20 protein-coding genes are annotated in these 22,566 nt (G+C 57.3%); 5 read left to right on the top strand and 15 right to left on the bottom strand.

Going from position 1 to position 22,566, the window contains the following annotated elements; all coding sequences use genetic code 11:
- The first annotated feature begins 61 nt into the window (after positions 1 to 61).
- Positions 62 to 1,156 carry an OmpA family protein gene (locus EHN06_RS01960; protein ID WP_127329682.1) on the top strand — a complete coding sequence of 365 codons (1,095 nt, stop codon included), beginning with the start codon at positions 62 to 64 and terminating at the stop codon, positions 1,154 to 1,156.
- 10 nt (positions 1,157 to 1,166) lie between these two features.
- A complete protein-coding gene (locus EHN06_RS01955; RefSeq protein ID WP_127329680.1) occupies positions 1,167 to 3,374 on the top strand; it encodes an Ig-like domain-containing protein in 2,208 nt (735 codons plus the stop codon).
- A gap of 97 nt (positions 3,375 to 3,471) precedes the next feature.
- On the opposite strand, the gene EHN06_RS01950 is transcribed toward EHN06_RS01955, so the two are convergent.
- From EHN06_RS01950 to EHN06_RS01890, 13 genes are all read right to left on the bottom strand, one after another.
- A complete protein-coding gene (locus EHN06_RS01950) occupies positions 3,472 to 4,584 on the bottom strand; it encodes an S-(hydroxymethyl)glutathione dehydrogenase/class III alcohol dehydrogenase (RefSeq protein WP_127329678.1) in 1,113 nt (370 codons plus the stop codon).
- Between the two features lie 72 nt (positions 4,585 to 4,656).
- Positions 4,657 to 6,741, bottom strand: a complete 2,085-nt coding sequence (locus EHN06_RS01945; RefSeq protein WP_164735573.1) for a diguanylate cyclase — start codon at positions 6,739 to 6,741, stop codon at positions 4,657 to 4,659.
- Between the two features lie 33 nt (positions 6,742 to 6,774).
- Positions 6,775 to 8,577, bottom strand: coding sequence for a hypothetical protein (locus EHN06_RS01940; RefSeq protein WP_127329674.1), 1,803 nt, complete (start codon positions 8,575 to 8,577; stop codon positions 6,775 to 6,777).
- Positions 8,564 to 8,833 (bottom strand): hypothetical protein, encoded by a 270-nt coding sequence (locus tag EHN06_RS01935; RefSeq protein WP_127329672.1) that lies wholly within the window; start codon positions 8,831 to 8,833, stop codon positions 8,564 to 8,566. Before EHN06_RS01935 ends, EHN06_RS01940 begins: the two co-directional genes overlap by 14 nt.
- A complete protein-coding gene (locus EHN06_RS01930) occupies positions 8,830 to 9,438 on the bottom strand; it encodes a hypothetical protein (RefSeq protein WP_127329670.1) in 609 nt (202 codons plus the stop codon). The genes EHN06_RS01935 and EHN06_RS01930 overlap by 4 nt, the downstream gene beginning before the upstream one ends.
- 128 nt (positions 9,439 to 9,566) lie before the next feature.
- A complete protein-coding gene (locus EHN06_RS01925) occupies positions 9,567 to 10,442 on the bottom strand; it encodes a type II secretion system F family protein (protein ID WP_206075711.1) in 876 nt (291 codons plus the stop codon).
- Positions 10,435 to 11,352: a type II secretion system F family protein gene (locus tag EHN06_RS01920; RefSeq protein ID WP_206075710.1), complete on the bottom strand. Its 918-nt coding sequence runs from the start codon at positions 11,350 to 11,352 to the stop codon at positions 10,435 to 10,437. Before EHN06_RS01920 ends, EHN06_RS01925 begins: the two co-directional genes overlap by 8 nt.
- Entirely contained in the window at positions 11,349 to 12,554 is a 1,206-nt protein-coding gene (locus EHN06_RS01915) for a CpaF family protein (protein ID WP_127329668.1), read from the bottom strand. Before EHN06_RS01915 ends, EHN06_RS01920 begins: the two co-directional genes overlap by 4 nt.
- A 12-nt stretch (positions 12,555 to 12,566) precedes the next feature.
- Complete coding sequence (locus tag EHN06_RS01910) at positions 12,567 to 13,763, bottom strand: AAA family ATPase (RefSeq protein WP_127329666.1); 1,197 nt, start codon at positions 13,761 to 13,763, stop codon at positions 12,567 to 12,569.
- 4 nt (positions 13,764 to 13,767) lie between these two features.
- Positions 13,768 to 14,943: a type II and III secretion system protein family protein gene (locus tag EHN06_RS01905; protein ID WP_127329664.1), complete on the bottom strand. Its 1,176-nt coding sequence runs from the start codon at positions 14,941 to 14,943 to the stop codon at positions 13,768 to 13,770.
- On the bottom strand, positions 14,933 to 15,781 hold the full coding sequence (cpaB, locus tag EHN06_RS01900) for a Flp pilus assembly protein CpaB (RefSeq protein ID WP_127329662.1): 849 nt from the start codon (positions 15,779 to 15,781) through the stop codon (positions 14,933 to 14,935). The genes EHN06_RS01905 and cpaB overlap by 11 nt, the downstream gene beginning before the upstream one ends.
- 25 nt (positions 15,782 to 15,806) lie before the next feature.
- Positions 15,807 to 16,247 carry a TadE/TadG family type IV pilus assembly protein gene (locus tag EHN06_RS01895; protein ID WP_127329660.1) on the bottom strand — a complete coding sequence of 147 codons (441 nt, stop codon included), beginning with the start codon at positions 16,245 to 16,247 and terminating at the stop codon, positions 15,807 to 15,809.
- Between the two features lie 35 nt (positions 16,248 to 16,282).
- Positions 16,283 to 16,513 (bottom strand): Flp family type IVb pilin, encoded by a 231-nt coding sequence (locus EHN06_RS01890; RefSeq protein ID WP_228257395.1) that lies wholly within the window; start codon positions 16,511 to 16,513, stop codon positions 16,283 to 16,285.
- A gap of 360 nt (positions 16,514 to 16,873) precedes the next feature.
- Between EHN06_RS01890 and EHN06_RS01885 the strand changes: the two genes are divergently transcribed.
- The 3 genes from EHN06_RS01885 to EHN06_RS01875 all read left to right on the top strand — a co-directional run bounded on the left by EHN06_RS01885 (position 16,874) and on the right by EHN06_RS01875 (position 19,194).
- Positions 16,874 to 17,353 carry a DUF6231 family protein gene (locus tag EHN06_RS01885; RefSeq protein WP_127329658.1) on the top strand — a complete coding sequence of 160 codons (480 nt, stop codon included), beginning with the start codon at positions 16,874 to 16,876 and terminating at the stop codon, positions 17,351 to 17,353.
- A gap of 33 nt (positions 17,354 to 17,386) precedes the next feature.
- A complete protein-coding gene (locus EHN06_RS01880; RefSeq protein WP_127329656.1) occupies positions 17,387 to 17,800 on the top strand; it encodes a YkvA family protein in 414 nt (137 codons plus the stop codon).
- A 185-nt stretch (positions 17,801 to 17,985) separates the two neighbouring features.
- On the top strand, positions 17,986 to 19,194 hold the full coding sequence (locus EHN06_RS01875; RefSeq protein ID WP_127329654.1) for an ammonium transporter: 1,209 nt from the start codon (positions 17,986 to 17,988) through the stop codon (positions 19,192 to 19,194).
- 10 nt (positions 19,195 to 19,204) lie between these two features.
- Here EHN06_RS01875 and EHN06_RS01870 read toward each other — a convergent pair whose 3' ends face one another.
- Together EHN06_RS01870 and EHN06_RS01865 are read right to left on the bottom strand one after the other, a co-directional pair.
- Positions 19,205 to 20,296 (bottom strand): lipocalin-like domain-containing protein, encoded by a 1,092-nt coding sequence (locus tag EHN06_RS01870; protein ID WP_127329652.1) that lies wholly within the window; start codon positions 20,294 to 20,296, stop codon positions 19,205 to 19,207.
- On the bottom strand, positions 20,293 to 22,566 hold the full coding sequence (locus EHN06_RS01865) for an ABC transporter permease (RefSeq protein WP_127329650.1): 2,274 nt from the start codon (positions 22,564 to 22,566) through the stop codon (positions 20,293 to 20,295). Before EHN06_RS01865 ends, EHN06_RS01870 begins: the two co-directional genes overlap by 4 nt.

The raw sequence follows: 22,566 nt of genomic DNA, 5'->3' as shown, positions 1-22,566 counted from the left end.
CACGTCAAGGACGCTTCGGGCGACAGACAATAACCAATAGCGTGAAAGGGATCACACTTCCATGACTCAACTACCTAAACTCCTTCTTGCGGGATGCGCAGCGCTCCCCATCAACTGGGCGCACGCTGACACGACGCATTTCCCCCTCTCATACAGTTTCATCGGCGCCGAGGTCAGCTACGTTGACTCTGGCAACTCCAAAAACAAATCCTCCAATATCGATAACCTCGCAAATTATCCGGAATACGGCCTCACTCTGGGCCATCAGTTCAACCCGAACTTCACCCTGATGGGAGCCTTTACTTACGGCGACGCGGAAACCCGTTCAACGGATATCGATACCGATATTTTGCGAGGCTCACTGGCCGGGCGCATCCATCCCGGCAAATTCCGACTCGGTGGCTGGCGTCCTTTTGCCGGCCTGGGCTACAGCTATACCGATATTGATGTAGACGGTGCGCCAAGCTCCAAAACGGAAGACGCACTGTACCTGGAAGGTGGTTTCCAGCGCATGATGAGTGACCGCTTCGTATTTGAAGCCGGCGCACGAGCGCGCACCGAACTGGAAGATGGCTATGTCGACGGCCAGGTATTTGCCGGCGTTCAGTTCCTCTTCAACCGTTCATACCCACAACCTCCCAAGAACCAGATGCCGGAACGCCCCGAGCCGGTGGCCCCGCCAGCCGACTCCGACGGTGATGGTGTACCCGATCCACGAGACCTGTGCCCGAATACCCCTCAGGGTGCCCTGGTGGACGCCGATGGCTGCGCCAAGGAACTCACCCGCGAGATCAAGGAAACCCTGTACGTCGAGTTCGACCTTGACGGCACGGACGTGAAGCCGGAGTACTTCGACGACATCGGCAAACTGGCGGACTTGATGACCCAGTATCCGACCAGCCGGATTCTACTTGAAGGTCACACCGACAGCACCGGCAGCGCCAGTTACAACCAGAACCTGTCCCAGAGCCGTGCTGACTCGGTCATGAAGGTACTGGTTCAGGAGTTCAACATCGGTTCTGAACGCATCTCTACGACGGGGATGGGTGAATCCCAGCCCATTGCCGACAACACAACCGATGAGGGCCGCGCCAAAAACCGGCGTGTGGAGGCCATCCTCACGGGCAAACACACCGAAATAATGAAAAAACAATAAGGGGCTCAACATGGCTAATCTCAAAACTCATCTGGGCATCGGCGTCACCGCCCTCTCCCTTCTGATCGCCGGCTGCGGCGGTGGCGGCAGTGGACCCAGCGATCCGCGGATACCGGCTGAAAATACGTCTTCCAACGATGGCGGCAATGACAGCAACGTTGGTGGTGACCAGGAAACGTTCTGCACCTCCGATAGCACCGTGTTTGAAGTGTCCGAATTCGTGCCTGCGGATGGCGAGCGGAACGTTGAGCTCAATCGCAGTATTCGGGTGACCTTCAACGCCGATGTTGATGCGGCAACGGTCAGTCAGAACTCCCTGCCATTGACCATTAATGGCAATGCGACTGTGGTACCCGCAAGCTATAACACTCTCGGCCGAGCAGTTGTCATCAACCCAGATGGTAGCCTGCTTGCCAATACCAACTATCAGATTACCGCTACAACGGACCTACGGGCTCTTTGTGATGGAGAAGGTGATCTGGTCAAGAATATGGTTGAGAATAACTCTTCCGCATTCACGACAGGCGAACAGTTGGATAGCCAGGGGCCATCCGCAGTTGCCTCCTCACCTGAGGACGGTGAAACCCTCGCACCGGTCGACTCCAACATCTATGTCGAATTCGATGAAGAGATCGACCCTCAGTCAGTTAACGCGAACAACTTTACCCTGACCGAGATCGACGAGAACGGCAATCCGGTTGCCACTGTCGACGGCGTGATTAATCCGGTTGGCAACTCGATTGAGTTCAATCCCGACAACAACCTGGATTTCCAGACTTACTACGAGATCACCGCCAAGATCTCAATCACGGACCTTGCCGGAAACACCCTTGAATCGGAAGCAACCTATACCTTCCGCACTGGCGGTCTGGTTGTCCTGCTGGACGATACTCTGTTGTCAGAGCCTCAGTCTGCCCAGTCCACAGACGGTTTTGACAGCACCGTTCTGGTTGAGGGTTTGCACACCCTTGGCGGAACCCTATTGTCCGCCCTCGAGTTCGGTGATTCCGAGGATGGCCTGAACAGTGTCGATAATGCGCTGATCCTGCAAATTCCGCTGGTGGAAGACCTGCTCACCGGCGCACTGTATAGCGGCGATATCACTACCCTGAATGACACAGACTTCACCGAATACTCGTCTGTTCTGGTCGCGGTTTGTGACCCGAAATCCGTCACCACGACGGATCCGTCGGCGGACTGCACGCTGGGTCTGGACCTGGGTCTGGATGTAACACAACTCCAGAGTCTGGCCGACGCCTTTACCGGTGGTAACCCGGAGCAGGTTCCCGCGCTGATTCAGGCCATGGCGGAAACCTTCGCCTCCGGTGACTTCAATAACCTGCCACAGGAACTGTCAGAGGCTCTGGGTGGCCAGCTATTCCCCACTGACGATGGACTTGGTGTCGAGTTCCGTTTGGTGGACGACAGCAGCATTCCGCTGCCTGCCCAGGCCGAAGATGCCCTGTTGATGGTACTGGAAGGATTCAACGCGATTCCGCTTGTAGGTGACCTGTTCACACTGGACGACGGTAAGTCACTCGTCGATCTGGGCCTGCTCGAAGGGTCCCTGCTGGGTGTCGACCTGGGCGGACTGGCTTCAGTGGATGTCCTGACCGGCACTCAAACCATCATCGGTGAAAAGGGCCTGCTCAACCTTGGCGGCTCCTTGTTTGACCTGCTGCTCGAACACTCAGGGCCCGGCGGTGATGTTCCGCTGTCACCGGAAGACCTGCCGCTGATTGGTGATCTGTTGAATCTGGAAGACATCTCGCTGGATCCTGCACGACTGCAAGAACTGGCTGACATGCTGCAGCTGCCAGAAGGATTTGAGTTTGATCCCGCAACCCTGCCCCTGGTCGGTGATATCCTTGCGGCATTGCCAGACGACTTCCCCAATGGCTTCCCTGAGGGTGGCGCTGATCAGCTTCCACTGCTTGGAGACCTGATCCTGCTGCTGGACCCATCCAATCTGGATGGTGAGCAATTGACTTCCATCCCGGTTCTTGGCGACCTGGTCCAGGAGCTGCTGGCATTGAACCCCGACCATAGCAATCTCGACTCACTGCCGCTGGTGGGTGAACTGATAACGCATCTGGATCCGGATAGCATACTGGGTGACGATAGCCCCCTCGGTCCACTTGCCGATCTGCTCAATCCGGATCAACTGGACGACACTTCGTTGCTGAATGACCTGCTAGGTCTGCTGCAGCTTTTGTAAATCTAACGTCAGTCATCCGGCCATAAAAAACCCGCCAGTTGGCGGGTTTTTTATGGCTGAACAAAAGGGGAACTCCAGGATATACAGAGTTACCGGCTCAGAAGTGAATCACCGACCGGATACTCTTGCCCTCATGCATCAACGTAAACGCCTCATTGATCTCTTCAAGTGGCAGGTTGTGGGTGATAAACACATCCAGCGGGATCTCACCTTTCTCGGCCTTTTCCACATAACCCGGCAGTTCCGTACGACCCTTGACGCCACCAAACGCGGAGCCCTTCCAGACCCGACCGGTGACCAACTGGAATGGGCGGGTACGGATTTCCTCACCGGCACCGGCCACACCGATAATGATGGATTCGCCCCAGCCCTTGTGGCAGCACTCCAGGGCAGAACGCATCACATCCACGTTGCCGATGCACTCGAAGGAGTAGTCCACGCCACCGTCGGTCATTTCAATGATGACTTCCTGGATCGGCCTGTCATAGTCCTTTGGGTTAACCACATCGGTGGCGCCCAGCTGTCTGGCGATATCGAACTTTCCGGGGTTGATGTCGATGGCAATAATGCGGCTCGCTTTCGCCATGGTTGCGCCAATGATGGCGGCCAGACCGATACCACCGAGGCCGAATATGGCGACCGTGGCGCCCTCTTCCACTTTCGCGGTATTCAACACGGCACCAATACCGGTGGTGACACCGCAACCCAGCAGGCAGACCTTGTCCAGCGGTGCTTCTTTGGGAATCTTCGCCAGGGAAACTTCCGGCAACACAGTGTATTCGGAGAACGTCGAGCAACCCATATAGTGGTAAATGGGCTCACCTTTGTAAGAGAAACGGGAGGTTCCGTCGGGCATCACTCCCTTACCCTGGGTCTCGCGTACGGCACCGCACAGGTTGGTCTTACCGGAGGTACAGAATTTACACTTGCCGCATTCGGCCGTGTACAGGGGAATGACATGGTCACCCACTTCCACCGAGGTCACACCTTCGCCGACGGCCTCGACAATGCCGCCGCCTTCGTGGCCCAGAATGGCCGGGAAGTTACCTTCAGAGTCGGCACCGGAAAGCGTGTAGGCATCGGTATGGCACACGCCGGTGGCAACAATCCGTACCAGCACTTCCCCTTTTTTGGGCGGGGCAACATCCACTTCTACAATTTCCAGCGGTTTATTAGGCGCAAACGCCACCGCAGCACGGGATTTAATCACTTTCAGACTCCTTTCGGATACGTTAACAGGTTCGGTACTACGCTATTCACTCAGTGTAGATGACCGTATCCGTTAAAAGGACTGTTTCACGCAATTCCGACCGGATTCCTTCGCGCTGTACAAGGCCGCGTCCGCACGCTGAATGATTTCATGGGGCGTATCTCCAGGGCGAAACGCTGCAACGCCAACGCTGATGGTGACCGGCTCCGGAATAGAGAAACGGTAACTTTCAATACTCCCCCGCAAGCGATCAGCAACCGGAACAGCACTGTCCAGGGGCGTCTCCGGCAGGATGATCAGGAACTCCTCGCCTCCCCAGCGACCCGCAATTTCGGACTCGCGAATACCGCCGTTGACCAGGGAAGACACGCTGGACAGCACAGCATCCCCCTCATTATGACCAAAGCGGTCATTGATGGACTTGAAGTGATCCAGATCAAAGATGATGACCGAGAAGGTGCTGCCATAACGGCTGCAACGTGCCACTTCCTGATCCATGAAGCTTTCGATCTTGTGGCGATTGTAGAGCCCGGTTAACTGATCGTGTACCGCCTGGTAGGTCAGTGAATGCATCAACTGGCTGCGATTCAGTGCACTGCCGAACAAATTCGCCATCAGTTCCGCTGTCTGGGACCGCTGGGGCGTCCAGGGATTCACAGCCGATGTCATCTGAATGCCCAGTATGCCCGCCATTCTGTCACCGCGATGCACCATGGCAAGCAAAACCGATTGCTGACCTTTCAGGGCCAGCAATTCCTGCAGAAACTCCAATTGCGGGGGAATCTCGTTGTCCGCCGAGAAGACCACACTTGGCTTACCCTCGAAGACCTTGTTCAGGCTGCCCGGAATAACCGGATACTTCCTGGTGGTCTCCGGGCACAGCGCACCAAAACCCACCCCTGCCCATTCGTGGCTGATCCAGACCTGCTGACTGGCGTCCTCGATCTGGCACAGAAACACCCGGTCCGCGCGGTAAAAATCCCCCAACGCCCGGCAGGTGCTGGTGATGCCTTCGTCGGTTTCTTCCGGATCGAGGGTCAGCAAATCGGTACTGATTTTCCGCACCATCTGCTCAGAGAGCACCATGTGTTCCAACTGGCCTTTGGCCTGGTGCCTTTCAATGGCGAGACTGGTGATTGCGATGGGGTCCGTGAGGGCGTCAATGTCGTCGTCCCCTGGTGTCCAGGGCTGTTCGTGATAGACATCAAACGTACCCAGTAACTCCCCACTACTACCGATAACCGGCTCTGACCAGCAGGCCCGTAGCCCCGCCGACTCGGCGGCGTCACGATGGCGGCCCCAACGATCATCAGTGCGTATATCCCGGGTCACCACACGCCCGCGGATAAACACCGCTGTACCACTGCTGGCGGCACCAAAAGCGACGGGCAGGCCATCCATTGCTTCACGGAAGGGGACAGGCACGGATCTCCCCCCCACCCATCGCAGGCGGGCACGCTCTCCATCATGAACCATCACGCCGCAACGCGCGCCGGGCATACGGGATTCCGCCATCGCAGCAAGATGGTCGAGCGTAATATGCAGGCTATTGTCATTAGCCATGGATGTCATGGCCTTATGGCGGAAGTAATCGGCTCTTTCTGCGTGTTTGCGGTCGGTGATATTCACGCCGGTGAACATCAATGCCTGTCCACTCTTGTAGGAAATCAGGGAAAGTGAACTGTCCAGCCAGACCGGGCGGCGGCCGGCGGGCTCAAAATACCATTCGAATTTCTGCAGGCCGGAACGGCCGGCCTTGAAAATAGTCTCTTCAAAATCCAGCAGGCTAAACGGGGCAGCGGGCCAAGCATCGGGTTTCTGCATCACGTCAGTTGTGAGCTGTTCTTCTGTCCGCACACCAAACGCTGTCATGGCGGTTTCGTTGGCGTAGAGGACCGATTTACTCGAACTGTCCAGCAGCATCACCGCAATGGCGGACTGGTCAAAGAGGGTACGAAGGTCCCGATCCGCATTACGCAGGGAGCGGTTAGCGGACCCCATCTCGGCACTGAGCCCCTGCACGTGGCGATCCAGTCGCCGGTACCTCAACAGAGAAACAACCAGCAACGCCGCCAACGCGGCCGTCACAACAGGAAAAGCAACTGCTGGCGCATTCTCTGAAAATAATGCCCAGTAATCCGATACTGTAGAATCCACGTGTTTTGCCATCCTTGCCTGGAACTGGATTTACTATTCCACTATAGACACATTTTCAATAAGTTGTGTTGTGTTTTGGTTAGCATTCACGACCGTCACCGACATGTTGCCGGGATTCACGCCGAGTGCTGCCAACAGGGGGGCCACCACACCTTCAACGATCTCATTCACCACACCAGTGATAGGGTCGAGAAGTGCGGTCATCAGTGTGTTCAGATCACTGCTGCTGTCACACGAAAGCTCGAATGACGTCACGGCCACATCGGAACTGAAGTTCTCCGCAGAACCATCGGAGGTCGTTTCCCGATTGGCGCAGTCATCATTCACGCATTGAAGGGGATAGTTTTCAATAACCGACGGGGCATCCTCCTCACTATACAGGTCGACATCCAATCCGATATTGGCACAAAGTTTAGCCACTGGAACCCCGAGCAAGTTGATATTCAAGATTTCCGCTCGGATAAGATCCGGGTCAACAGTACCGCTATCCGGATCAATCCAACCTGTCTCAATATCAACTGCCGTATCTATCAGATCAAAGCCGAGAGTGACATCATTTTCATTGCCCCCACTCGCACAATCGCCTGAGACAAAGCTGCCCCTACCACCACCAGCCTGAACCGCCAGCGGAATGACTATATCGTCCAGGAGCTCGAAATCGATCAGACCGAGAGATAATGTCGAAATCAGGCTGTTGACGCCACCTTCACTCAACCCGGCTGTCGCAACGGCTTCCAAACTGATATCCGCAGAACGGAATCGGGTCACCCACTCACCGCCTGTATCTTGACGAGCCGGGCCGTAGACGATTTTCGGCGGCTCCGCGACATGTAGTCCAAGCGTCACATCCAGATCAGCAATTTCACCGATTGAACTGGTCAGGGTCTGCAACAGTGTAGACTCCGACGTTTGCAGATTTAGAGTCAGGAGCGACCCGGAATCACTCAATACCCGGGCACTGTTCATAACGGTGCTGATCACCAGGTCATAGACCGGGAAACTGGCATTCGCCGGTACACCCGCCCCCTCAACCACCTCAAGTACATCACTTACATAAAGGCCACTGATACCGGCCGCAGCCGTCAGGTCATCCACCACCATGCCAACTGGCTGGGCGGACCCGCCGACAAGACTGGTCACTCCGGTCAGCAGGTCAATGAGAGGTTCGTCGACCAGATCCGCCACATCGGCAACTCCCATCTGCTCCAGCAGATCGCCGACATTCACCAGGGTATCTTCAAGGCTGTCCAGTTGGGTGGGGCTCAGGCTGTAGGACGGATCACCGAGAACCGCACCTACCAACTCCCCCAACAGTCCCTCCTCAACATCTGCTGCGGAGCCAGCGGCGCTGATGGTGGCGTTCACTTCCTTGCGCACGGCGGCGGAAGTCTCAAGAGTGATGTTGCCAATAAGGCCGCCGGGCATCAGCCTTGAAATCGGTTCCTCACGGGTCATGGATACCCGGACACCGTTGCTGCGATTGAGGGCTGTTTCCGGAACACTGCGGAAAACCAAATCGGTATTTTCTTCCGTCGACTCCAATACGCCGGGCAAGACTTCCAGCGCGCCCTCACCATCGTAACCAGCAGTCTGGGCTGCGGCCAGCGCTCTGTCAGTCATAGTCGACATGGTAATATCCGGGCCACCACAGGCCTGGGCACCGTCAGCAGCCGCACTGGCAGCGGCATTAACCTGATTCTGCATTTCCGACTGCAACACCAGCAAACGGGCACCATCGACGGCCAGCACCATCATCAGAACGATCACGGTCACAACCAGCGGGGTAATGAAAATAAGAACCCCACGTTGCTGACCCACGCTCTTAATCCTCATCACGGGATGACTCCGCTATCTTGTCGGGAATGGCACGCCGGAACGTTTCGGCGATTCGTTCCTGGCTGTCGGCATAGGACTGCACTGACAGCTCACTTGCCTCAGGCTCACCCCTGTTCACCTGCCGGTCGAGCCTTTGTCGGACCTCTGGCACTTTCTCCGGGGTAACAACCGAGTTGGACAGGCCGTGTTCAGGCCGATCCTGGCCAAGTACGGATATCGGCACAAGCAGCAGAAGTATGGGCAGCATCTTTCTCATCTGGACCTCCTGATCCGGGCAGCCAGTTTTTCAGCATGGGCGACTTCGTCCCTGGACAAATCGTACTTGTGCTTTAGCATCGCCAGCCCGGAACGGTCGTTGGTAATGAAATAGCCTGCCGCCAGGTTCTGACGCACTGCACCCTGTCCATCGGCCAGCTCGAAAGCCGTTCTCAGTTCGAAAACGGCATCGTAGTAGCCACCAGTCAGCAACAGCGCATAGCCATAGTCGTTGCGGATATCAGAGGACGACGGAGCCAGTTCCCGGGCTTTTCTCAATTCACGCGTGCCTTCCTTCAGTTTGCCCCGCTTCAGGTAAACCAGCCCCAAGCCATGATGCCCCATCGCCGAACCGCATTGTGTGGCCAGCGCCTGGAACACCTCTTGTGCTTCGGCAACCTGATTGGTCGAGGCCAGCAACTGCCCGCGCCTGACCCAATGCTGCTCGGTAGCGAGACCTTCACTCTCCAGCTTTGCCAGGGCTGCGTAGGGCTGTGAGCGGGACATCTGGGCATCAACGGCGTCCAGCTGCAGTTGATGTTCAGGTTGTAAGGTGGTGGTGCAACTGACCTGGAGCTGCGGCTCTTCCACGGTACTTGTGTTCATGGTCGAACAACCGGTCACTGCCAGTGAAATTGCCAGCAGTAGGCTTCCCCGCCCGCTAATACGCTTACACACTCCCATTAATGTCTCCTGACAGGTTGTTTTTTCGTCATTCACCATGGACGGATACCCTAGCGATTGATCGTTTCAAAAATAGACATCACTGCCGGACCGCCAATCAACAGAAACAATCCGGGCAGCAGGAATACCATCATCACAATCGTCATCTTGGCGCCAATCCGGTTGGTTTCCTCGCTCAGGTTGCTACGCTCTTTCTGCTGAGCTTCCTTGATGATTTGGTCCAGGCTTGATGTGACCCCGGCGCCAAGGGTGCCGCTCTGTTTCATCAGGTTCACGTAACTGCGCAACACCACAATGCGTCGGTTCCTGCCCAGTTCATCCAGTGCCGCCGTCCGGTCCGCCCCGCTTTCCATCACCCGGTTAAAACGGTCAAGGCGACTCGCCAGGTGGGGCATGACTGGGCGAGCCTGTACTGCGATTAGCCTCAGGGCTCGCTCGATGGAAAGACCTGCCTCCATCAGCATTCGTGTCATATGGCATAGCTCAATGGCTTCGAGGTTCTGCTGTTTTTCAGCAGTGGCACCCATGGTCCGGATTACACGGCGAGGCAACAGAAAGGCCACGGCGGCAATGATCATACCGACAATGGGACCGGCCAAAACAAAACCCAACGCAATTACAACCAGCGGCAGGAACCAACACAGAGCCATGTAGGTCGCCTGGCTTTGCTGACGATTGCGCCCCGTGGTTTCCAACGCGGCCTCCATGTCCTCATAATCGCCCTGAATCGACGACAGGCTGGTAAAGCTTTCCCCCAGTTCCGCGAGGAAGTTGGTCATTTCCTCATCGCCACTTACACCAGCGCCCCGATTCTTCAGGCGATCATGAATGCGGGCCTTGAGCGCCCAGCGTGGCGCCATGTAGCCGGCCATCCACAACGCAAAAAGAGCCGCCGCGGCAGATAACAGGAACCAGGTATCAACCACGCCCCACCCCCTGGATCATCCGCCAGATCACCACCATACCCAGCACCTGGAGAGTTCCCGCTGTGAGTAACAGTGAATGACCAGTAGGTGTGTTCAGTAACACATCTGAGTACTCTTCATTGACCAGCACCATAAACGCTGCCAGAGCGGGAGGCAGGACTGCGAACGTAATGGCGGTAAAACGGGTTTCCGCACTGGCCGCCAGGAATTCCCGTCGCATGGCCTGTTGCGACCTCAGGGACGTGGACACCTGCTCGAGCACAGGGCGGATTGACGAACCAAACCGTGATGTCGTCCGCAGGGCTATAGCAACCAGAACCATGGCGGGAACCTTGTACAGGTCTGCGAAATCCTCAAACAGGCGAGTGTATTCACGGCCCGCCTCCACGGCGTTGCGCAGCCGGAAAACCAGTGGACTGAACACCGGCGATGATTCATCAAACGCCGTGATAAGGGAATGCTCCAGGGAACGACCTGCGTCAATGTTTCTCAACACCGCATCCACAACACCCGGGAGTTCTTCATGGATGGTCTGGCGCTGTTTCTGGAACCGCATGCGCCACCAGACCCCGATTGCTGTCACGGTAAAAAATAAGACCACCAGCAATACCACCACACCCCGGGACAGGGCGATGAACGCCAGCGCCCCCAACAACAACAGGGACAACATCACCAGACGTCGCATGCTCCAGCGGATATCCGCCTGGACCAACAGCCTCTCAAGGGGACCAAGGTCCACCCTGGCGCCACCAGGCCCGGCCACCTCACGGGCTGAATTCAGCCGGGCCGTGATACTGCGGGTAATCCGTCGCTGGCTTTGCCACAGCCCCCATCCCAATTGCACCATGAGCAACAGCACTGCAAGCAGCCCGACCAGCAGCGCACCCGCAAACCAGACGTGGCTATTCACCCTGGAGACTCCCCGGTCAGTGGTTCCATGTCGCTATGGTCTTCCCGTTCCGCCCGATACAGTGTTTCCATCTTGTATGGATCGTCCGGTGTGGACTTCATCGCCACCACTTCACTGATAAACCGGCGACCATTGGGTAGTCTGGACAACTGGACAATGACGTCCAGTGATGAACCGATCAACCGGCCAATGGCCCGCTCGCCAGCATCATACCCATTCACCGCCAGCAGGGTTTCAATCCGGACCAGTGCATCCTTGGCACTGTTGGAGTGAATCGTGCTCATGGAACCTTCGTGGCCAGTGTTCATGGCTTGCAACAGTTCAATGATCTCCCCGGACCGCACTTCGCCGAGAATAATACGGTCAGGCCGCATTCGCAGTGCGTTGATCACCAGATCGCGGGCGGTGATCTTGCCAGTACCCTCGGTGTTGGCCGGTCGGGTTTCCAGGCGCACGATATGGGGATGATTCAGCTGTAGCTCGGCAGAGTCCTCAATGGTCACAACCCGTTCATCTCGGGGAATATACTGGCTGAGCAAGTTGAGAATAGTGGTTTTACCGGTTCCCGTACCGCCACTAATCAGGATATTACGGCGGGTTTCGACAAGATTCGTCAGGACATCCAAACACCGGGACGTCATGGATCCACTGTTCACCAGATCCTGGGCAGTCAGGTGCTTCTGGGTAAATTTCCGGATACTGATGGAAGGACCATCCAGGGCAACCGGCGGGATAATGGCGTTTACGCGGGAGCCATCCGGCAGCCGGGCATCCACCATCGGGCTGGACTCGTCCAGCCGACGCCCCAGCGGGGCCAGAATGCGGCGAATGACCCGGGTAACGTGATCGTCGTCGATAAATCGTGTCTGGGCCCGTTGCAACACACCTGAGACCTCAATAAACACATCCCTGGGTCCGTTGACCAGTATGTCATTGACGGTTTCGTCCGAGAGAAGTGGTTCCAGGGGGCCGAATCCTGCCACCTCGTCAAAGGTTTCACGGGTCAGCAGATTCAGATCCTGGGCGGACAACGGCATCCGATGCTGGGCAACAAAACTCTGCACGTTGTCCTGGATGAACCCATACAGGGTGTCACGACCAGACTTGCCGACTTCCACGCCCTCTTCGTCCAGACGCTCCACCAGAAAATAATGGACCCGCTTTTTCAGATCCTGGTATTCCTGGTCAATCCGGGTAGCCATTCCGCCCTCTCCTTATCCAGTCCGCAACAGTTTGCGGCGCACTGGACCCTGACCGTCTCTGTTTTCATCGGCTGCGTAACGTTTCAGGATCGCTTCCAGTTGTTTCTGATACTGGCTTCTCTGCGGCAGCTTATGCAGCGGCAAGCCCGCATTGATGGACATGAGCCGGCTGTTCCAGTCCAGAGGTAGACTCCCCATAAAATCCACACCCACTGCCCGCTCAAGTTCACCAAGGGCCGGGGCGCCTTTCTTTTCATAGCAGTCCAGCACCAACGATTTTCGACAATCACGGGCAAGGTGCTCCCGCCAGCTATCCAGTTGCCTACGAGCTTCATGGGCCTGTTCAACAATGGGCTGTATCACCATCACCAGATCCTTGGCATGCAGACCTACCGCGCTGAGCCAGAAATCCGCAACCACGGGGTCTACGTTGACAACGATATAGTCAAACATGCTTATTAGCTGGCTGACAGCAATAAACAGGTCCGCGTTACGGTCATCACTGAGGGCTTCAGGGGACAGTTTGCAGGCCAGCATGCGCAGGTTGGGCGCGTATTCTTCCAGTGCTGTCTCGATCATTGCCTGATCGAGCGATTCCGGATTCTGCAACAGGCTTTCCAGGGTCACCCGGTTATTGCTGTCCAGATAGAACACATGCCGGTCCGTCGCCGAGGTATCCAGTGCCAGAATACGGGCATCCGGAAAAAGCTTATTGGTCGTAAACGCCAGGTTCTGCGCAAAAAACCGGGTGTCTACCACCGGACTGGAACTCGTTACCAGGGTGATTTTCTTGCGCCCCTCTGAAGGGCGACTTCCGGTGGTCATACGCTCAGGGGCAACATGGAGAAACTGCTGTATTCGCGTACGAATCTCCTCGCCATCACTGCTGGCGATGAAACAATCCCGGGCACCGGCCCGCATGCTCCGCAGCAGGAAGTCCTGGCTCACCCTGCGGGTCAGGGACACCACCGCCAGGTCCTCACGGGATTTGGCCAGGGCACTGATGATTCTAAGGGCTTTTTCGGCATCGTTTTCATCGGCCGCCACCATCACAAAGCGACTGCCTGTGGCTTCTACGAGGCGACTGACACGGGAAAGGTCCGATGAGGCAACAAACTCCACCGGCCACAGTCCGTCCAGTATCCGCTCGAGCCAGGTCCGGATGCCGATGTCATCCGCCACACAAACAAGAATCTCGTCTCTGTTCATAGCATCACCAGCTCAGTCCGTGTTTGATGGGGCGCTCACCAGGGCTTGAATCGGTCGCCATGTCCAGCCAGCCGGTACTGCTGTGGTGATAGTCCCGGGCGATGGTTTCCAGTCTGCCGTTGCCCTGTTTGCCGGGGCTGACCAGGTGCGGCGTGACCACCATGATCAGTTCGCGATCTTCCCGCGACACACGGTCGGAACGGAACAGCGCACCCAACAACGGCAGATTGCCGAGTCCCGGAATCCGGTCACTGTTGTTAAAGGTATTGCGGCTGACCAACCCACTGATAATGAACGTTTCACCGGGCGCCATGGCAACGGTGGTTTCCGTACGCCGCACCCTCAATCCGGGAATGGTAATACCACCGGAGGCTATCCCCGCAGCATCATCCAGATCGCTGACCTCCGGCGCGACCTTTAAAATAATCTGGTCTTCACCCACCACCGTTGGTGTCAGGCTCAGGCTGACACCAAATTGTTTGAACTCAACCTCTATACCGTCATCACCTCTGCTTACCGGAATCGGGAACTCACCTCCGGAAAGGAAAGTAGCACTTTGCCCACTCAATGTGACCAGTGAAGGCTCTGCCAATGTGTAGGCAAAACCACCAGATTCCAGGGCATTGAGAATGCTCAGGGAGCTGTTTCCGAACCGGAAGAAGTTGAAGCCGTTGGTCGCAATACCCGTAGCACCACCGAAGCCGGGCACCGTGGATTCCGGTGCGGCAAAGGATGCCCCCAGGCGTCCACCATCAAACAGCTTGGAGTAATACACCCCCAATTCATTCAGCTCGTTGCGATTAACCTCAACAATTCGAATATCGGTCTGTACCTGAGTACCGAAGGGCAGTTTGGCACCGAGGGTCGACGCAACAACAACCGGGGAACGCAACGGCTCGGAGCGCCCCTTGAGCCATACCGATAAAATGGCCGCCCCCTGGGATTTAGCTGTTACCAGCAGTTCCCTGTCATCAGACACCGACACAGCCACCACTTCCGGATCAGACGTTGCTACCTTGGCCAGGGTATCCGGAAAGCTCAGCACCTTCTGTTCCCCGTCGCCCAATTTGACCGGTGCACCATCCACCATCTCAGTATCACCCTGAGCCGCCGGCAGGGTAACTGCCAGACTTCCCAGCAACACTGCCGTTAGCCATAAGGTGATCGGTTTACCGTACATACACACTCCTTGATTCGGATCCTTCGAATACCTGCACGCGGGTGGAAGGTGGGGGCGTAGCCCGCGGGGCCGGTTCAGGCTTGGGAGGCTTGGGGAAAAGATCCTCCAGGTAGACCGGCTTCACTTCGGGCTCTTCGTCCTCTGATGCAACCTCCTGTTTCGGGGGAACGGCGACAAGCTGGAGCTTACCTTCACTGGAAGCCAACAACAGGCGTGAGACTTTGTCCTCGGGGACTGACAGCACAACAGTGTTGTTACGTCGGGAATCGCTTTCTTCGCCAGCTTCACCGTTAAAGGGCACACCCTTGACTGCCAGGACCAACACGTTACCCAGTAATTTCAGCGCGGCGGGCTTGTCCTTGTCCGAGCGCCGAAAGGAAGCCGTCACATCGACCCGGTCACCCGGTCGCAGCAGCCCACCGACACCAGAAACATCGTCAACGGCGATAGCCATGGCCTGATGCCCATGTGGAACCAGTGTTTCCAGAACGCTATCAATTCGCATGTTGGCAGTGGTCAGCATCTGGCCCGCAGCCAGAGATGTTTTGATAGGCTGACCATAGGGGGCATCGTCAGCAGGAATGGCATCAGGCAGGGGATCAGAAGAGGCAACCGACATAAAACCCTCTTCTGTCATGACATCGCCGGGAGACAGTGCCTGACGGGCGACCAGATATTGGTACTCCGGAGCCGGCAGTGTTTGCTCAGGCTGGGATACCTTGGCTTGCCCGGCGTTGGCAGGCTGGTCTTGTGTCGACAACAAACCAACGATGGCAAGGCCCAGTGCAACCAGCGCCAGTACCGTCGCCGGCAACGCATAAATCAGTCTTTTGTTCATTGTTATTGTGCCTTAGTCATCCAAACTAGAAGGCCATGGTTGCTTCCGCACTCATTGTGTCAGGCATGGGCGGAAACTTCCCCAGAAACCCGAACGTCAATTGAGGAACCATGGGCTCGGCCTTGTTATCGCGGGAGAGGGTACAAGTCAGGAAGCTGCCCGAACCATCCACCTGACATTCATCACCAGTGATTTCCGCTCCGGCCCTCAGGCGTTGGGATTTCAACGCCCAGCCTTTCGCCAGAGCCGCATTGGCGGTGGTCACAACCTGGCCCGAGAGTTCATCGGCTGAATACCAGGTACGATCCACCCGCAAGGCAGATGAGACGGCCTGGTCCACGACACTCTGCATCTCGTATTTCCCGAAGAATAGGATACCGTAGGCCGCCGCCCCATAAAGCATGGCGACGACCATAGGAAACAGGAGCAGAAATTCCAGAGCGACTGCCCCGCGACTAGCTCGCATGACTCACGCCTCTCACCGGAAAAGTTAGAGTTGCCTCAATCACCAGCAGTCGTGGCATCAGTGAACAGGTTGGAAAAGAATGTTTGCACCTGAGTTCGAATTGTATCGTCTGCCAGAGCGAAAGTGAGAAGCCCCACCAGCACTGCTGCAAGAACAATATATTCAAGCGCGGAGGCACCTTTCTGTTTTGACTTAAGCGGCAACTTCCTGGTCTGCAGGTTGGCGACAATACGTGTAGACAAGTTGTTGATCCTTTGGATGCTCATGGCAAACTCCTTCGCATGGCTTGTTGTATGGTTTAAACGTAGAGCATATGCCGCTTATAACGCGACAGGTTTTGTTATGCTTTTTGTTACTAACAGTCAGGTTTCTTTGCAACCGTCAATGGACCCAGTTCAAGAAAACACCTATAAAGGCCAGGTCAAATGTCGATTGCATCACAGGACCTTAACACCACTTCTCCCGTTTAAATATTGCCTTTAATGACAAGAAAATTAGCCTTATCGGCCAATAGAAACGAGGCCGGATAGCCGGCCAATCGCGGCCCACACTTACTCCCCCGGCCTGTTGCCTGGCGCCTTTTGCAAATGGGATACTGGTTCACACATCCGTATCCTGGGCCTCTTATGACAACACCCCATCAAGCCGTTGCAAGAATTATTGATACCACCCAACCACAAACGCTGCTGGTTTGCGGGGTGCTGGCGGAAGAAGCGGGCAGGCACTGGCAGTTACACAACAAACACAGTCATTTAACGACACTGACAGAAACTTCGCTCAAAGACGCATTTCCACTGCCCGAGATCCAGGACCTGGCACTGGTGACCGACGTTCTGGAGCATCTTCCCCGGGCTCAGGGGGAGATCCTTCTGGGTCAACTGAGAAACTACGGCACCCATCAGATTGCCGTGGTGGTCAAACCGGATCACGGCTGGAGTTTCACTGACTTTATTGCCCTGGGCTTCCGCCGACAGGCGGAACTGGAGAGCGATGGTGAACCGTCAACGCTCTACACCTACAATATCGACACTTACAACCACAAACGGGCCTGGAACAACCCGGACAACTGGGCCAACCCGGAGATGTGGGGCAAGGCCTGGTGGTAACTTGGCCACACTCAATCTGACAGGATCAGACACATGCCGGTCTTTACCGAGAAGAATGCAGAGACACAGTTGAACGCAGAAGCTGACAAGGTCCACCGTGATGACCTTGAAGACCTGCTGGCCCGGCAACGCGCCATAGAAGAGAAAGTGAAAGGAAGCGGTAAGCTCAAACGCTTCAGCGCAGACATCAGGCTGATGTTTGGCATGATCCGCGACTACTGGAACGGCAGTTATCGCGATGTGCCCTGGAAAAGCATCGCCGCCATTGCCGGCGCTCTTATTTATGTTCTGAACCCGCTGGATGTTATCCCGGATCTGCTGATCGGCATCGGCTTTCTGGATGATGCCGGCGTGGTGGCCCTGTGCCTGAAGCTGGTGGAATCAGACCTCCACCGCTATGCCGCCTGGAAAGAGCACCAGGAAGACCAAATTGGTGCAAATCAATGAATTTTGCACCCATATAGTGCGAAAACCCCGAAAATTGTCATTCGCCTCTGGCAAACACCCCCTCCAACCCCCTTCTCTCCATTGGTTTGCATTGTTTTGGAACATCTCTTGCTAACAACGCACTCCATCAATGCACGCACTGCCCGGTAAGAGGCAGCAACCTTACCTATCAGGAGAGAAAACCCGTGGACATCACGAGTGCAGTACATACCCTGACCGAAAGCGCCAACACGCTGTTCATACTCATCGGCGCCATTATGGTGCTGGCCATGCACGCCGGCTTTGCCTTCCTGGAAGTGGGCACCGTCAGGCACAAGAACCAGGTCAACGCCCTGGTGAAGATCATGACCGACTTCGGTGTCTCTGCCGTCGCCTATTTCTTCATCGGCTACTACATTGCCTACGGCAGCCACTTCATGGCCGGCGCCTCGGAACTGACCGCCGCCAATGGCTACGATCTGGTCAAGTTTTTCTTCCTGATGACCTTTGCCGCCGCGATTCCCGCCATCGTCTCCGGCGGCATTGCCGAGCGGGCGAAGTTCTACCCCATGTTGATTGCCTCCGGCCTGATCGTGGCCTTCGTTTATCCATTCTTCGAAGGTCTGATCTGGAACGGTAATTACGGCTTCCAGGCCTGGCTGGAGACCCAGTTTGGTGCAGGCTTCCATGACTTCGCCGGCTCCGTTGTGGTGCACGCCGTGGGTGGCTGGATCGCCCTGGCCGCGGTCCTGCTGCTCGGCGCCCGTAACGGACGCTACCGCAATGGGCGCGTAGTCGCCTTTGCACCGTCCAACATCCCGTTCCTGGCCCTCGGCGCCTGGATTCTGACCGTAGGCTGGTTCGGCTTTAACGTGATGTCCGCACAAACCCTGGACGGCATCAGCGGCCTGGTGGCGGTCAACAGTCTGATGGCCATGGTCGGCGGCGTACTGGTCGCCATGCTGGTCGGTAAAAAGGACCCGGGCTTTATCCATAACGGCCCACTGGCCGGCCTGGTGGCAGTGTGTGCCGGTTCGGACCTGATGCACCCGGTCGGTGCACTGGTGACCGGCGGTGTTGCCGGAGCCGTGTTCGTGTACCTGTTCGAATGGGCCCAGGCCAAAATCGAACGTCTCGACGATGTGCTGGGTGTGTGGCCGCTGCACGGCGTGTGTGGCGTCTGGGGTGCCATTGCTGCCGGTATCTTCGGCCAGGAAGCCCTGGGTGGACTGGGGGGCGTCAGCCTCATGTCCCAGATTGTCGGCTCCATCGCCGGCGTTCTGGTGGCCTTCATTGGCGGGCTGATTGTATATGGCGTGATTAACGCAATCTCCGGCCTTCGCCTGACCCAGGAAGAAGAATTCAACGGCGCCGACGTAAGCATCCATAAAATCGGCGCCACCTCAATGGACTGAGGCCTTAATACTAATACCCGGTCAGCTCCATGTAGCCCTCGCCCCGATGGCTACCGCTGACGCTGACCGGGCTTTCCCAGTAGGGAAACAAGCCGTCGTTCCAGTATTCGCCTGGCGGCGCTGCCACGGTCAATTCGGCCTGTCGACCGGGAATGTGTATTTGCCACTGGACCGGTACGTTGCCGGCAGCGGTGTCGCGCTGCTCGACCATCTCCAGCGTCATCGCATCCGCCCCTAACGGAATGACTTCCCGCTCCGGCGTCACCCACGTCCCAGAGAGGAAATCCCCGCCTGCTTCGCGCAAGCGGAACATCATCAGCTTGTCCCCGGACTCCAGGTGCAACGCAAACCAGTCCCAGCCCTGTTGGCCGGCTTTCAGAAACTGGCTGCTCCATTCCCGGTCGAACCAGCCGTGCCCCGAGACTCCAAACGTTTCACCGTCGAGCATTACCTCTCCTTCAATGGCCAGATCCACCAGGCTGAAGTACATGGAACCCTCGCCACTGGCGGATTTGGGGCTGAAGCCATGATCGCCATGGGCGACCGGCTCTCCAGTAACCGCCACTTGCAGATCATAGGACCAGCCCTCACCGCTGACCTGCAGCCGCCAGTGGCCATCATCCGCCACCTGCAAATGCCAGTCGTCGTGCCAGACCTCAAAGGGATCAGCCATCGCACCCGCCTGCCCGATATCACCCCGGGCCAGTTTTTCGGCAAACCGGTGTTGCCCCCTGAAGGACACTGCCGCATGGGCCATCCAGGCCGCCTCCAAAGGCCAACTATCCGCTTCGGGCGCGGGTCCATCGGGATCGCGGGCGACCATGGCCTGGCGGAACTGGGTCCATTGCAGACCCAGCGGGTCGCCCTGATCGGTGGTGAGATTGGCGGTCAGGTACCACCACTCAATGCGGTGTCGCGGGTGGGGCCCGAAATCCTCAGGAAACCGCAACCGATCTCCCGGCGCCGGCTGGGCAAAGGTTTTCTCATCCACTTGTTCAGCCAGGCCGGCAAACCCGGTGGATTCCGGCGTTTCCGAGCAGGCCGTCAGGGTAAGGGTAAACGCAAGCGCCGCCCATCGAAGCGATTGAGAACTTTGCGTCATCGCTCACCTCCACCAGTGACGTTGGCCATGGCTGGAGCAGGAACCCCGGCCCCGAGTTGTCTGCGCATCAATAGCGCGATCGCCAGGCCAATCATCAGGCACAGCACCAACATTTCCAGCCAGAATCCCGGATACACGGTCATGGGCAGGGACCAGCCAAACGCCAGTGGATTGATGCGGCTGACCAACACCCACGTCAGCCATAGGCCCAATGGCAGGGCCGCCACAGCAACCGCGCCGGTCAGCGACAGGGCCAGCCACCGGAGCTGGCCAGCCACTTCTCTACTGGAGAGCCCCCAAATAAACAACAAGCGGTAGTACCAGGCCCGGGTGGTGAAGAACACCCATCCCATGATCAGCAACGACGTTCCCGCCAGCACCAACGTCAGCACGGTAATGGCACGGGTAATCAGGAAGGTCTGGTCAAATACCCCAGAGGCCAGGGACCGGATACTGGCGTTATCCCGGACCGTGAGATGATCGTTGTTCCAGACGGCCGCCAGGCCCTGCTCGATCTCCGCCATGGTCAGCCTGCCCGGGTTCAGGGAAAGACTTTGAAAGCGGGCGGTGAATGTCTCCGGCAGGATCTGACCGGCAACCAGGATCTCCCCCTCAGGTCTACCATAATCCGCATACACACCAACCACCGGGAGTTCCAGGGTTTGCTCGCCGAGGGTGAATCTGATTGGATCAGCGGGCCCATACCCCTGACGTCGCGCCAGCTGTTCATTCACCATTACTCCCTGACCGGCTGCCAGCTTTTCCCAGGCATCCGGCGCCGCATCGAGCAAGGTCCAGCCCATAACCAACGGTCCAATCGGAGAAATAGAGAACACGTCCGCTGGCACTGACGAGAGGCCGCGGTCACCCGTCGTTTCCCGCACCACCTCTGTGGTACCACGCCGAACGAGATGCCAGTCCCCCACCCCTGACAGGCTTTCAAGGTAGCGAACCCCATCCTCCGCCGCAGCTTGCGTGGGCACCTCCACATAGAACCCCGCTTGCAGACGCTGGGCCAGCCAACGCTCGAAGGTGTCCTCGAAAGTCGTCACCAGTGCCTGAATCGCCAGCACCATGGCAACCGCAAATTGCAGCGCCACCACCGGCAGAGCCAGACGGCGGAACAACACCGCCAGTTCCCGTCGCTGCCATCGTCCTATGGCGTCCGCACCCTCGACCCCCCATTGCGCGACACCTGAGAGAAGTCGTGGCGTCAGCAGCCCCACGGCCACGAACACCAGGGCAACACCCACAAACAGCCAGGCAAGATTAAACGGCCAGGCTACCACGGCCAGGCCCAGCCCAAGAACAGGCACACCGAACCACGAGACCGCTACGCTTCCCGTCACCCCGGGCAGCCGTTTCAACACTCGCTTATCGGTAAAGCAGGCCAACAAGACTACGGCCCCCATCACCAGCGCGGGCATCGTAAAGCCACCATCATCCACCGCGTACAGGGGCGCATCGAACAGGTTTTCCAGGACCTGACCAAAACCACCACCCAACAACCCCGCCAGCCACCGCCCCAGCCAGATTCCAGGGAGCACACAGATAAACGCCAGCCCGATCATCTCGGCCAGCAACAGGGCCTGAACCCGGGTGGCGGGCACACCAAAACGACGCAACAACGCGAAACTCTCGCGGCGTTGCACCACCCCCAACTGATACACACTACGCACCAGAAGCACAGTAATCAGCAGCACCAGCACCCCCAGGGCATCCAGATTCAACAGGAAGCTCTCCCCGAGTTCACCCGTGGTCGGTCCGAGGGAAAACTCGTTCACACTGTAGCCAGGAGGAAGATCTCCGGCAGCGACGTTGACCGGCACCAGAAGCGACAGTTCGCCCGGGCTTCCCCGCTCAACCATGTCCGCCGCCTCAGCAATATCCAGGAAAGGCTCCCCGTTCAGCGCATCCTCCCGGGCCTGGCCGGGCGCATCGTTCCCGAAGCAGGCGCTGGCGAACGGGTCCACACCAATTACACGACCTTCCGGCGGTGGCCGCTGAACCTCCAGCCAGGGCATCACACAGAGCCCCTGACGCCGCAGATAGGCAAAATCCTGTACGGATACCTCCCGCCCATCCTTCCGCACCAGCTGTTGCTGGCCGGCTATGGCCTGCTCACTCTGGACGAAACTGGCTCGTGCGCGCTCGGTAAGATGAGTGACACCGGTCCACAAGGTGGTGGCCAGCACAATCATCAACGCCAGCGCCAGCAGCTGCAGCGGGTGTCGGCGATAATGGCTGAACAGGGCGGTGGCAACAGTCAT

Source organism: Marinobacter sp. NP-4(2019) (assembly GCF_003994855.1).
In the GTDB taxonomy this organism is placed as follows: domain Bacteria; phylum Pseudomonadota; class Gammaproteobacteria; order Pseudomonadales; family Oleiphilaceae; genus Marinobacter.
This window is presented reverse-complemented; position numbering and strand designations above follow the sequence as displayed.

Bases quoted from the DNA above. Each gene is read 5' to 3' on its own strand.
- EHN06_RS01910 (WP_127329666.1), bottom strand. From the start codon at position 13,763: ATGAACAGAGACGAGATTCTTGTTTGTGTGGCGGATGACATCGGCATC.
- EHN06_RS01880 (WP_127329656.1), top strand. From the start codon at position 17,387: ATGCCGGTCTTTACCGAGAAGAATGCAGAGACACAGTTGAACGCAGAA.
- EHN06_RS01870 (WP_127329652.1), bottom strand. From the start codon at position 20,296: ATGACGCAAAGTTCTCAATCGCTTCGATGGGCGGCGCTTGCGTTTACC.
- EHN06_RS01960 (WP_127329682.1), top strand. From the start codon at position 62: ATGACTCAACTACCTAAACTCCTTCTTGCGGGATGCGCAGCGCTCCCC.
- EHN06_RS01885 (WP_127329658.1), top strand. From the start codon at position 16,874: ATGACAACACCCCATCAAGCCGTTGCAAGAATTATTGATACCACCCAA.
- EHN06_RS01935 (WP_127329672.1), bottom strand. From the start codon at position 8,833: ATGAGAAAGATGCTGCCCATACTTCTGCTGCTTGTGCCGATATCCGTA.
- EHN06_RS01905 (WP_127329664.1), bottom strand. From the start codon at position 14,943: ATGTACGGTAAACCGATCACCTTATGGCTAACGGCAGTGTTGCTGGGA.
- EHN06_RS01895 (WP_127329660.1), bottom strand. From the start codon at position 16,247: ATGCGAGCTAGTCGCGGGGCAGTCGCTCTGGAATTTCTGCTCCTGTTT.
- EHN06_RS01865 (WP_127329650.1), bottom strand. From the start codon at position 22,566: ATGACTGTTGCCACCGCCCTGTTCAGCCATTATCGCCGACACCCGCTG.
- EHN06_RS01890 (WP_228257395.1), bottom strand. From the start codon at position 16,513: ATGAGCATCCAAAGGATCAACAACTTGTCTACACGTATTGTCGCCAAC.
- cpaB (WP_127329662.1), bottom strand. From the start codon at position 15,781: ATGAACAAAAGACTGATTTATGCGTTGCCGGCGACGGTACTGGCGCTG.
- EHN06_RS01955 (WP_127329680.1), top strand. From the start codon at position 1,167: ATGGCTAATCTCAAAACTCATCTGGGCATCGGCGTCACCGCCCTCTCC.
- EHN06_RS01915 (WP_127329668.1), bottom strand. From the start codon at position 12,554: ATGGCTACCCGGATTGACCAGGAATACCAGGATCTGAAAAAGCGGGTC.
- EHN06_RS01930 (WP_127329670.1), bottom strand. From the start codon at position 9,438: ATGAACACAAGTACCGTGGAAGAGCCGCAGCTCCAGGTCAGTTGCACC.